General features: G+C 37.6%; 12 protein-coding genes. 9 read left to right on the top strand and 3 right to left on the bottom strand.

Annotated features, from left to right (window positions below; all coding sequences use genetic code 11):
- Positions 1-454: 454 nt before the first annotated feature.
- The 4 genes from V6670_RS15415 to V6670_RS15400 all read left to right on the top strand — a co-directional run bounded on the left by V6670_RS15415 (position 455) and on the right by V6670_RS15400 (position 3,460).
- Complete coding sequence (locus tag V6670_RS15415) at positions 455-1,216, top strand: tRNA threonylcarbamoyladenosine dehydratase (protein WP_338651596.1); 762 nt, start codon at positions 455-457, stop codon at positions 1,214-1,216.
- Between the two features lie 129 nt (positions 1,217-1,345).
- Positions 1,346-1,732: a hypothetical protein gene (locus V6670_RS15410; protein ID WP_141905047.1), complete on the top strand. Its 387-nt coding sequence runs from the start codon at positions 1,346-1,348 to the stop codon at positions 1,730-1,732.
- A gap of 210 nt (positions 1,733-1,942) precedes the next feature.
- Positions 1,943-2,461, top strand: a complete 519-nt coding sequence (locus tag V6670_RS15405; RefSeq protein ID WP_036124364.1) for a hypothetical protein — start codon at positions 1,943-1,945, stop codon at positions 2,459-2,461.
- A gap of 282 nt (positions 2,462-2,743) precedes the next feature.
- Positions 2,744-3,460, top strand: a complete 717-nt coding sequence (locus V6670_RS15400) for a hypothetical protein (RefSeq protein WP_141905048.1) — start codon at positions 2,744-2,746, stop codon at positions 3,458-3,460.
- Positions 3,461-3,542: 82 nt separating this feature from the next.
- Here the strand turns inward: V6670_RS15400 and V6670_RS15395 are convergent, their stop codons facing one another.
- Positions 3,543-4,823 (bottom strand): replication-associated recombination protein A, encoded by a 1,281-nt coding sequence (locus V6670_RS15395; RefSeq protein WP_338651595.1) that lies wholly within the window; start codon positions 4,821-4,823, stop codon positions 3,543-3,545.
- A 204-nt stretch (positions 4,824-5,027) separates the two neighbouring features.
- Here V6670_RS15395 and V6670_RS15390 point away from each other — a divergent pair, with 204 nt between their 5' ends.
- The 5 genes from V6670_RS15390 (at position 5,028) to V6670_RS15370 (ending at position 10,546) form a co-directional block, all read left to right on the top strand.
- A complete protein-coding gene (locus tag V6670_RS15390) occupies positions 5,028-5,447 on the top strand; it encodes an Rrf2 family transcriptional regulator (protein ID WP_008181126.1) in 420 nt (139 codons plus the stop codon).
- Between the two features lie 402 nt (positions 5,448-5,849).
- A complete protein-coding gene (locus V6670_RS15385) occupies positions 5,850-6,998 on the top strand; it encodes a cysteine desulfurase family protein (protein ID WP_101966502.1) in 1,149 nt (382 codons plus the stop codon).
- 76 nt (positions 6,999-7,074) lie between these two features.
- Positions 7,075-8,199, top strand: a complete 1,125-nt coding sequence (gene mnmA / locus V6670_RS15380) for a tRNA 2-thiouridine(34) synthase MnmA (protein WP_338651594.1) — start codon at positions 7,075-7,077, stop codon at positions 8,197-8,199.
- Between the two features lie 74 nt (positions 8,200-8,273).
- A complete protein-coding gene (locus V6670_RS15375) occupies positions 8,274-8,933 on the top strand; it encodes a tetratricopeptide repeat protein (protein WP_141905050.1) in 660 nt (219 codons plus the stop codon).
- A gap of 170 nt (positions 8,934-9,103) precedes the next feature.
- Positions 9,104-10,546, top strand: coding sequence for an MDR family MFS transporter (locus V6670_RS15370; protein WP_338651593.1), 1,443 nt, complete (start codon positions 9,104-9,106; stop codon positions 10,544-10,546).
- Positions 10,547-10,689: 143 nt separating this feature from the next.
- Here the strand turns inward: V6670_RS15370 and V6670_RS15365 are convergent, their stop codons facing one another.
- Positions 10,690-11,412, bottom strand: coding sequence for a GTP pyrophosphokinase family protein (locus tag V6670_RS15365; RefSeq protein ID WP_141905051.1), 723 nt, complete (start codon positions 11,410-11,412; stop codon positions 10,690-10,692).
- Between the two features lie 16 nt (positions 11,413-11,428).
- The gene (locus V6670_RS15360) at positions 11,429-12,280 is read right to left on the bottom strand and encodes a hypothetical protein (RefSeq protein WP_338651592.1); all 852 of its coding nucleotides are present in this window, start codon (positions 12,278-12,280) and stop codon (positions 11,429-11,431) included.
- Between the last annotated feature and the right edge of the window lie 79 nt (positions 12,281-12,359).

The following is a 12,359-nucleotide window of genomic DNA, read 5'->3' as shown; positions in this document are numbered from 1 at the left end:
CGCACTTAATGATCTTGTCTTACCAATTGATCAATCGTAAACAGTTCTAATTATTTACATTCGTTGATTTCATTCTTCGTCAGCATCGTTTATCACTTCAAAAGTTTACTTTTCATCAACATATATTGATGGAGTTACTTTATATAGATGTTGAATGTAGCAAAGGGCGGTGACTCCTGCGGGGAAAGTAGCTCGACACCGCATGTGGAAAGTATCAGCCTGGAGTGGAATCAACCGTTTCCCTTTAGAAAATAATGCCGAGGAAGCATTCCGACTTTATTTTAAAATCCTTGTTTAATTACTTTTATTTGGATGGTTTTCAGTAGGCAATTTTCATTTTTTTCTTTATAATTTTCTCTTGAACAATAACATGATAAAATGTAAGATAGATTTTGATTTTATCTTAGTATATAACTAGGTTTACTAATAAAATACACAGATGGAGAGTGTCAGGATGTTACATCAATTTTCGCGTAACGAGCTCGCTATAGGAACAGAGGGTCTCGATAAATTAAAAAATACAACGGTTGCCATACTTGGTGTAGGTGGTGTTGGTTCATTTGCAGCCGAGGCATGCGCAAGAAGTGGAATCGGTCGCATTATTTTAGTTGATAAGGATAATGTCGATATTACAAATGTCAACAGACAACTAGTAGCATATCTATCAACTGTAGGCAAATCTAAATCAGCTGTCATGAAAGAGCGCATTGCAGATATTAACCCAGCATGTGAAGTCATTGATATGCACATGTTTTACACGGAAGAAACCTATGAAAAGTTTTTCGCACAAGGCATTGATTATGTCATTGATGCAAGCGATACAGTGATGTACAAAATTCATCTAATGAAGGAATGCTTGCAACGTAATATTCCTATTATTTCAAGTATGGGTGCAGCAAATAAAATGGATCCTACTCGTTTCCAAATTGCGGATATATCAAAAACACATACAGATCCATTAGCAAAAATAATTCGTACAAAGCTTCGTAAAGAGGGTATTCATAAGGGAGTAACGGTTGTTTTTTCTGATGAAAGTCCAATTGTTGTACGTCCTGATGTCGTAGAGCATGTTGGTAAGCCTGATGCGGCAATTCGTAAGGCAAAAATGCCGCCTTCATCCAATGCCTTTGTACCGTCCGTAGCAGGTTTAATTGCGGCGAGCTGGGTAATCAATACCATCTTAAAAGATGTGAAAATTACGCGCGTACAAGGATAATGTCAGAAAATTATTTTCAAAAAACAGCATAATTGATTATTTTCGTAGAAGTAGCTGCCTCATTGTTTTGAGAAGTAGCTACTTTTTCTATGTTACAATTAGACCGTTGAAAAAAGGAGGCGCATACAGATGGAAAAAATTTATCAAATGGAATATAGAGGTTTAAATCTTTTCGATGAAATTAGCACTGTAGAGTTAGCGATTGATGAAGAGAAGCAAACTATACATATTTTTGATGTTGGACAAGTAGTCAGCCCCATTTTTAATTTTGATGTATCTGCCTATGAATTGTCCGATGGTTTTTATAAAATGGCGGATGTTCTGCGGCATAAGAAAATCTTAACGAATCATCAAGCAGATAATAATGTAACATTAAGTGAATGGTTAATTATGAACAATGCTTATTTTTATATACCTCAAAAGCGCATTAAAAAATATATGCAGGGGAGCATTATTGAAATTGTTGACCGGGTAAAGGAACCCTGGTTATTTGATGATTATGTACAAAGGGTATAATTTTACCAAAATAGTTCGTCTTATGTACATAAAATGCTATTAATTCACGAAATTGTCTTATTTTTTTCATGTCCTCACTACTCCATATAGTTTATTGATATAATTTAAATCATCCATTAGATAATCGATCAGTTTGTTTGGGATGCTCCGAGCTACTTAGTAAATAGCCAGGAAGTTAAAACAGCAAATGACATATGGGAGAGTGGGAAAATGGAAATTCAAGTAATTCGTGATCATTTAGATATTGTCAAACTTCAAGAGAAAATGAATGCCATTGTATTTGACTATTTGGATACATCTAATAATTATCCGAAAGCTATGAGAGGGTTGAATCCTTTATATAGTCAAGTAACAACTTATTATAAAGAGTATGTTGATCATCGATCAGGGGAATTACCAAGCGCAAATACGTATTGGCATTTGTTTATCGATTGTTGTGCAAAATTATGTTACTTTTTAGCTGCATCGACCTATTATTCTTCGAATGCCTTGCAAAAAACACCTGAAAAAGTGGAGCGTTTATTAACAATAGCAGCTTATTCCTTACCGGGAATTGAACAGGAAGAGAATGAATTATTATTAACAGATATCTTTGCTCTCTTAACGGAAGTGCTAGAGGATGAAGAAAAAATGACAACGATACGCAATGAAGTGCTTGCACAAAAGGGTGATGTGAAGCAGTGTCTGGAACAGTTCAAAGCGTTTGTTGATGAAGAACTGACAGCCTAGACATTATTAGACTAGCTATTTTCAGAAAATAGCCTATACGACAAGAATCTACGTAACTTTTGTAAGTAATTCTCGTTTTTCTATACTATTCGATGGTAGAAAAAAGTGGATTTACTTGCTTCGTTTTGTTTCGTGGGTTCTTTTTTTGTTATTTGGAAAGTAAAAAAAGACCATTTTACTTAAAGGGAATTATGATTTTTTGTCGAATTATAGTTAAAAAATGGGTTCTCCTATGTTCATTTTATTCAACACTGTAAGAACTTATTGAAAGGGGGCTAGGCAATGATTGTAAACGGTATAGAATTAGATTTGGCGAATTTGGAAAAACCGCTTTTACTAGTTAGTGAGGAAGATGAGCATTTATTTCAACGACTTATCCAACCCACGATTGAGAAGGAACTTATACAGTGTCAATTAGCGCTCTCTACAAGAAAATCTATTTCATTGGTCAAAGATATTTGGTTGGCAATGTACAGGGATCGAGAAAAGTTATACATTAATAGTGGTCATGCCATGCTGTACCCAATTCGTTTAATTCTTTTTGAATTAGTGACACAAGCAGAATCTTTCCAGCGCTTAGCAAAAAAGTCGCGTGGTGATGCATGTCTTTCCCTTGTATATGCAGTTATTCTTATACAATTTGTCTTGCAGTGGTTAAAGGATCGGTTTAGTGGAAACCAAGAGGTGTATGGTGCATTAAAGCGGTTATACAGAGTGACGGATGATGAATTAAATATAGAGCCATCCTATGAAACAAGAGAACAAAAAATTGCACAAGCTATTGCTGTAAAAGCAATTCGCTTTGAAGTGAGAGAAAACAATCAAGAATTCGCGAGTGTGTTGTATCAATCGTATAATTTGATTGTTTTTTTGCATAGTAAGGTCAATGAAGAGGATGGGAAAGAATCCCTTTTGTCATCACTTCGACATGTAGCAGAGCCATTAAATTTGTTTTATAAAGAGCGATACACAGCAAATAACCAGAGCTTTACAGGATGATCATCAAAGCAGCCCATCCTGTTATTTTGTAAAAAGCAAAGTCACTATCAGTACTGGAAATCGTGACTTTGCTTTTGTGCTGCTATTGATGGAACGATTTGAGCTTTTCATAGATGCCTGCCATTCGTTTTTCTTCTCCAGCAATAACAGGTTTATAAAATTCTGCTCCTACAAGTTCATCCGGTAAATATTGCTGGTCTACCCAACCACCAAAAGTGCCAATGGGTGTGTTATGTGGATATTGATAGCCAACATGTCCTAAATCTTTCGCTCCCTCGTAATGAGCATCTCGTAAATGATGAGGAATATCACCTGTTTTGCCTTCATGAATCGCTGTAATGGCAGCATCTATTGCAGCTATGGCAGAATTGGATTTAGAGGCAAGGCACATTTCTATGACGGCGCTTGCGAGTGGAATACGTGCCTCAGGTAACCCTAGTCGTTCGGCTGCTTGGATGGCAGCCAGCATATGAGGACCAACATCGGGATTGGCAAGACCAATATCTTCATAAGCCATCACAAGCAGGCGCCTGCTGACGGCCACTAAATCGCCTGTTTCCAATAAATGCGCTAAATAATATAAAGCAGCATTGGTATCACTGCCACGTACAGATTTTTGCAAGGCGGAAAGTAAATTATAAAAATGAGAACCTTTTTTATCGCCATAAACACCGATTCGGCTAATGAGATGCTCAATAACATGATCGGCTGCAAGCGTCTGCCCATCAACCTCATCACTCGCATAATAAAGGGATTCTAGTAGTGTTAATGCCTTCCTCGCATCCCCGTTTGCGGCTCCTGCAATTTGCTCAATTTGAGTGGGTGTTAATACAAAATGATATTTACCTAACCCTCGTTTTTCATCTGCTAGTGCTTTTTCAATCAACTCAATTAAATTTTCCTTTGTCAGTCGTTTTAACTGGTAAATTTCTCCACAACGTGAACGGATAGCTGGATTGACGTCATGGTAAGGGTTTTCTGTTGTGGCTCCAATTAATACAATTGAGCCATTTTCAACATGTGGTAACAAAGTATCTTGCTGTAATTTATTGAAACGATGAATTTCATCCAAAAAAAGAAGTACTTTTCCAGAGATTCTGGCTTCTTGTACGATATCTTCCACATCTTTTTTGCCAGCTCGCGTTGCATTGAGTGCAAAGAAAGGGAGCTTAGAGCTTCCTGCAATGGCATTTGCAATAGAAGTTTTACCGATTCCAGGTTCTCCGTATAGCAACATGGAAGGTACATGTTCGTTTTGAATCATTTTATATAGGGCTGTATTGGGACCAATGAAATCCTGATGCCCAACTATTTCATCAAGGGTTAAAGGACGCATTCGAAAAGCGAGTGGTTCATTATGCAATTTAGTTCCCCCTTTCAGTCGTTGTCATTTTTTGCTTCGACCATGTTTATACGCTAAAATAAAGCGCTGATTGTTTTTTTTGAACGATTTTGAATCGCATTTATTAGTATATCACATCCTTCTAGGTGTATTTCCGAGTTCATCAAGAGGAGATTATGATATACTGTTTGTAGTATTTTGACTAGACTAATTGAGGGTGATAAAATGAAAATTTCAACAAAGGGCCGTTACGGGCTTACGATTATGATTGAATTAGCAAAGCATTATGGTGAAGGGCCGATTCCATTGCGTAAAATTGCTGCGGAAAAGGAGCTTTCTGAAGCATATTTAGAGCAATTAGTGTCTCCGCTTCGTAATTCAGGCTTAGTAAAAAGTGTACGTGGTGCTTATGGTGGTTATATGCTAGCGAATCCACCTAGCGAAATTTCAGCAGCCCATGTTATTAGTGTGCTAGAAGGGCCTATTCAACCAGTAGAGGGTATTGAAAATGAGGAAGCGCCACAACGAGAGTTATGGCTACGTATTCGCGATGCAGTAAAAAATGTGTTAGATACAACGACAATTGAAGACCTAGCACAATATACAGAAGAAAATGTAGCGGAAGGTTACATGTTCTATATTTAAAATGTTCGAGCTAAAGCGCTACGCCCGCATCAATCTCATTCATTTTGTGAAATAGTCTTATCTCAATGGCTATTTTTACGATGAGTGATGTGGGTTTTTGCGCTTCTGATCTTGATTCAGGAGAAGACTCCACTTATGAAGGGGAAGCTGAATGCGATGCTGATTTTTTCAGTGAGTGTTCAAACGATTGCTGAATCAAGATATAGCCTCTGGCGGAAGTCACATATTTTGAAGAGAGGCCTGCATGATGCAGGTTAGTTACCGTTGTCACAGAATGTGACGATAGTAGGCTAACTGTTACTCATTAGTTTGAAAAAAGTGGACGTATTGTTTATCTGCGCGAAAGTGAAGTGTCAGCGGCAATTACGTCGAGGCGTAATTGATCAAAAAGGAGTTTTCAACATGAATTCATATATTTATCTCGATCATGCGGCTACATCTCCGATGAATGGCCAAGTAATAGAAGCGATGACGACTGCTATGCAGCAGGTTTTTGGCAACGCATCAAGTATTCATGGCGCAGGTCGAGAAGCACGAAAATATTTAGACAATGCACGTGAGTTATTAGCGAAATCCATCGGTGCCCAAGCAGGAGAAATTATTTTCACAAGCGGCGGCACGGAAGCTGATAATACAGCCATTTTAGGCACTGTCTATGCCCGTGCAAACGAAGGGAAACACATCATTACAACACAAGTAGAGCATCATGCGGTGTTACATACTTGTGAAAAACTTGAACGCGATGGCTTTGAGGTGACCTATTTACCAGTAGATCAATTGGGACGTGTAGCGGTTGAGGATGTTCAAGAAGCCCTTCGCGAAGATACTATTTTAGTGACGATTATGTATGGTAATAATGAAGTAGGTACAATTCAGCCTATTGCTGAAATAGGTGAACTATTGCGTGAGCATCATGCCACATTCCATACAGATGCAGTTCAAGCTTACGGCTTGGAGAAAATAGATGTAAACCAATTACAGGTGGATTTATTGAGTGTATCTGCACATAAAATCAATGGTCCTAAAGGTGTTGGATTCCTTTACCAAAAGACAGGAACACCGTTAGCGAGCTTTGCTCTTGGGGGCGCACAAGAGAAAAAACGTCGCGCAGGTACTGAAAATATTCCAGCCATTATTGGTTTTGCGACTGCTGTGCAAGTTGCAAATAAGTTGCGTGAAGAAAAGCGTTCACTATACAATCACTTTAAGCAAATTATGCTCGAAGTTTTTACACAGGAAAAGCTAGCGTTCCATGTGAATGGTGAAGAAAAGCATTCATTGCCTCATGTACTAAATATTAGCTTTAAAGGGATGGAAGTAGAATCGTTTCTAGTGAATCTTGATATGGCAGGTATTTGTGTATCAAGTGGTTCAGCATGTACCGCTGGTTCGATTGATCCATCGCATGTGTTAGTAGCGATGTTCGGGCAAGGAGCAGAGGAATTACGAAACTCCATCCGATTTAGCTTTGGGCAAGATTTAACGGAAAACGATATACGCGATGCAGCGGAAAAAACAGCTCAAATTGTGAAAAAACTAGCTAACAAATAATTTGCGAAATACGACGTTATGTTTCTATAATTTTTGAAGCATCAACTGTAATTAGATAAAAGAAAAGGTGACCACAATGAAAGAAACACGTGACCCCTCACAAATTCGCGTTGTCGTCGGCATGTCAGGTGGGGTAGATTCATCGGTGGCTGCATACTTGTTAAAACAACAAGGGTATGAAGTAATCGGGATCTTCATGAAAAACTGGGATGATACGGATGAAAACGGTGTTTGTACAGCGACTGAAGATTATGATGATGTGATTAAAGTATGCAATCAAATCGGTATCCCATACTATGCTGTCAATTTCGAGAAACAATATTGGGATAAAGTTTTCACATACTTTTTAGAAGAATATAAAGCAGGGCGTACACCAAACCCTGACGTGATGTGCAATAAAGAAATTAAATTTAAAGCATTTTTGGAGCATGCCATGAACCTAGGCGCCGATTACTTAGCGACAGGACACTATGCACGTATTGATCGAAGTGTTGATGGTGAAGTGAAAATGTTACGTGGCGTTGATGATAACAAAGATCAAACATACTTTTTAAATCAACTATCACAGGAGCAATTAGCCCATGTGATGTTCCCAATTGGCGATATTGAGAAAAAAGAAGTGCGTAAAATTGCAGAGGAAGCTAGACTTGCCACTGCCAAGAAAAAGGATTCAACAGGTATTTGTTTTATCGGAGAACGTAACTTCAAGGAGTTTTTAAGTAAATATTTACCAGCTCAACCTGGCAAAATGGAAACAATGGATGGCGTTGTGATGGGACAACATGATGGTTTAATGTACTATACACTTGGGCAACGACATGGTCTTGGTATTGGTGGAGACGGTGAGCCTTGGTTTGTGCTAGGGAAAGATTTAGAGCGTAATGTGTTACTTGTTGGACAAGGCTTTGACAATGAGTTTTCATACTCTACATCATTGACTGCTGTGAAAATGAACTATACTTCGACAAAAAAATTGCCTGGGAAATTTTCTTGCACAGCGAAATTTCGCTATCGTCAAACAGATACACCAGTAGAAGTTGAAATTTTACCAGATGGTCGTGCACACATTACATTTGCAGAGCCTGTACGTGCGATTACACCAGGACAAGCCGTAGTGCTGTACAATGGTGATGAATGTATGGGTGGCGGTACGATTGACGAAGTCTTTAAAAGTAATGAAAAACTAACATATGTTGGATAACTTGCGTTAAGACTGCTCTTACTGCCTCTTGGCTTTCTAGAAGCAGTCTTTCGCTACATAGAGGTGAAGAACGAATGAATTATAATGAACAGGGTATTCAAGCATTTCAAGAAAAACGTTATGAGGATGCTGCCCAACTATTTACAAAAGCAATTGAAGCAGAGCCCGAAAATGCCATTGGTTATGTGAATTTCGGCAATTTGTTAGCTGTGTTAGAGGATACAGAACGTGCAGAACGTTTCTTCCAAAAGGCGATTACTGTAGATGAAACTGCAGCGACAGCTTATTACGGTTTAGCCAATTTATATTATAATGCGGAACGCTATGCGGAAGCTGTAAAACTGTATGAACAAGCACTTAAACATCAGATTGAAGGGGCAGATGTTTATTATATGATGGGGAAATGCTTTGAGCGTATGGAGAACTCAAAACTGGCATTGCCCTATTTACAACGTGCCGTAGAAATTGCGCCAGAAGATACACAAATTCGTTTAACCTATGCGATTGTGCTATGTGCGCTAGAAATGTTTGAGGAAGGGAAGAGGGAACTGGATCTCTTAATCGAGCAGGATTGGAATAATGCAGATGCACATTATAATTTAGGCGTGCTCTATGCTGTTTCCACAGAACAAACGGAAGATGCGATGTATCATTTGAAACAAGCCTTTACATTACAACCTGAATATGACCAAGCACGTTATATATATGATATGATTGCCCAACGATTTAACTGATAGATGATTAGCAGCAAGTGTCAATTGATGAACTTGCTGCTTTTTTCTATCAAAATGCAAATCAATCTATAAATATCGTTTATTATTTTTCAGCAAATGAATTCCTTCCTCTTTTATTTTTCGTTCAAACTTGGTAATGTTTGTTATGCAGGAAAGGAAAAGGTGACAGGATGAATAAAGTATTTATTGCACTATTACTTGTAACAGCACTTGCCGCAATTGAAGGAACAATTGTAAGTACGGCTATTCCAAGTATTACAGCTGATTTATTAGGCGTAGACTTAATTAGCTGGATTTATTCCGCTTATTTACTTGCTTCTGCTATTGCTGCAATTATTTTTGGCAAGCTAGCCGATTTATTTGGACGCAAGCGAATGATTATTACAGGGATTATTATTTTTTTAGTAGGCTCGATGTTATGTGGTTTAGCCCAATCGATGGAGCAATTAATTGTCTTTCGAGCAATCCAAGGTATTGGTGCAGGTTCAATTTTACCGATCACATTAACAATGGTTGGGGAGCTATATAAGACTGAAAAAGCGCGTGCCAAAGGACAAAGCTATTTAAGTATGGTATGGGGCGTGTCTGGCGTAGTTGGTCCATTATTTGGAGGTTTTATTGTAGACCAAGTGTCATGGCACTTTATTTTTTTCATTAATGTCCCATTTGGTTTAGCATCTATTTATTTAATTGCGAAACATTATAAAGAGCAAATAGAAGCGGTGAAGCGTAAAATTGACTACCTAGGTGCTGTACTATTTACAATTGGCATGGTGGCGTTGTTATTTGTGATTATCGAAAACAGTAAAACGCAGGCTTGGTTATCAGGTCAATCATTGCTAATGTATCTAATTGCGGTTGTCTTCCTTGGTATTTTTATTTGGGTGGAATTACGAGCTGAAGAGCCAATTATTCCGTTAGCACTGTTTAAAAATGGGCGACTAATGGTCATAAATGTCTTAACATTAAGCGGGATGTCTATTGTGATTGGTGTAACGGTTTATATTCCGATATTTGCCCAAAGTGTTCTTGGTAAAAATGCAACACAAGCAGGCTTATTATTAACACCGATGTCTATTTTCTGGACGGTAAACTCCATTATGGCAGGTTATTTAATCGGGCGTTTAACGAATAAAAGAATTATCCAAATGGGGACAATTTTACTGGTTACGGGTACTCTATTACTGGCAAGACTATCTTCAGGTTCTAGCGATTTCAGCGCTTATTTCGCTTCATCATTAGTTGGTCTAGGAATGGGCTTTATCATGCCAATGTTGATGATTTCCATTCAAAAGGTGGCAAATCCGAAGCAGCTTGGCATCTCAATTGGTTTAAACTCCTTTACAAATACATTTAGTCAAGCGATTGGGGCAGCACTATTTGGGATGATTTTTAACTTAGCAACGAGTGAAAAAATGGCTTCATTAGGAAAAGGTGAAATTCAATTAAATGGTGAATTTGCAAGAGGTGGCTTTAGTCTAGAAGAAGTAAGCTTTTTAAAAGAAACTATTGCGAATGGCGTAAGCTATGTTTATGTCGCTACCTTTGTTTTTGCCATTTGTGCCCTTATTTTCTCCTTCTTTGTAGCGACGAAATCCAAAGAGCAGGCATAATCATTACAAAGCTTTAAAACTGTAAAAATCCACCTCACTCTCTGTGAAAAAGAACATTGGACAATTGGGTCTTTTGCTTTTCTCACCGAAAGCTAGGTGGATTTTTATGTTCATTTAGTTTTGGTCATAATGACAACGGAGTGTCATTGATTGTTAGGTAGTTCTGTTAAGTATTTCGCTAAATGTGAAATAGGGGTACTGTCTAGTAATGATGGCTCTGCTTCATTTTCTTTTAAAATATTGATCTCTTTATTCAAACGTTCCATTTTTCGATCTAATTCGGCTGCTTGTAGTGCGGCTTCTTTTAATTCAATACGAATATGCTCGGGTACTTCTTTGTTATACTTATAATAAATTTTGTGCTCCAAGCTTGCCCAAAAATCCATTGCTATTGTACGAATTTGGATCTCTGTGTAAACCTTTTCCATATGGTCTGACATAAAGATAGGAATTTTAATAATGAGATGTAAGCTTTGGTAGCCATTTTCTTTTGGATAAGCAATATAATCCTTCACTTCAACAACCTCAATGTCATGCTGTGCCTGTAACATGGCACTAACCTTGTAAATATCTTCCACGAAAGAGCAGGTGATGCGAGCGCCTGCTATATCACGAATATTTTCACGAACAGCCTCCATGGATGGGGGAAGCTCTTTTTTCATCATCTTCGCTAAAATACTTTTCGGTGATTTTACACGAGTGGAAATATGCTCAATTGGATTGTATTCATGAATCAACTTAAATTCTTCTTGCAATATATTTATTTTCGTTTCTACTTCCTGTAGAGCAAATTTGTAGGCTAAAAAGAAACGTGTTAATTCAGTTTGGAATGATTTTAAAGAGTTTACCTCTAGTTCAGTTTTCATTGTTTGTAAATCCTTTCTAGTTGGTTTGTGCCATTTTTATTTTCTGTGTGGCAGTAATCGCAATGAGATAGCCAATAATGGGTGAAATTCCATAACCCATAATAGGCATTGGAAAATGGCCAAAGAAAGTGACAAGAATTGTCATCAAGAAATAGAGTCCTAAAGCGCTTGCTAATGTATCTTTTTTCCATGTGATAAAGAATGGATAGACTAATAATAGAAGGGCTCCAACCCCTAAAATAAGTAACATACTTCCCATATCTGCTACTAAAAATATTATTTGCTCTACATATGGTACAGGAGCTAAATGATCGATGTAAATCCAGGATGTAAAGACATATAGGGTTAGTATGATTAGCGTAATGTACTGCCATTTAGGGTTTTCTATAGCTCGCCATAAAATAATGGTGGAGGCACAAGCAAAAGCAGTAGTTTGCCCTGCATCTGGTTGTACTAGTAGAATACCACCTATGAGAATCATGAATCCTATAACATATGGTAAATAATTATTTTCTGATAGCCTCCACAAATAAACAATGAGTATAGGTAAAATAACACTGGCTATATAAAAATTGAATGGACCCAAAGTAACCCATCGGTGGACACCCTCTAAGCCATTAAACCAAAAGGGCAGAATAAGTAAAATAGTTAAAATAGATGTGACCAAAAGAGGGTTCTTATGTAGTTCTATTAGGGGTGTTTTATTTAAAATGACATAGCCAAAACAAACGCCTAACATCCAGATGAATATATTTTGTATCCAAATACTTATGTCTACACCGTAGAAGATCATAGCGATCGTTCCTATAAGAAGTGCGGGAAGCATAAAAAAATAAGGTAGTATATGTTTAATCTGGAGTTTAGTCATGTGACCCCCTTATACGTAATGCTATACAATATATAACTCATATGACAAACAAAAGGTTTCAGAAATTGTTGAAAGAAAT

This window comes from Lysinibacillus sp. Y5S-8, assembly GCF_036894365.1.
Lineage (GTDB): Bacteria > Bacillota > Bacilli > Bacillales_A > Planococcaceae > Lysinibacillus > Lysinibacillus fusiformis_D.
Note: the sequence above shows the minus strand (reverse complement) of the source record. Positions and strands in the feature narration are given on the sequence as shown.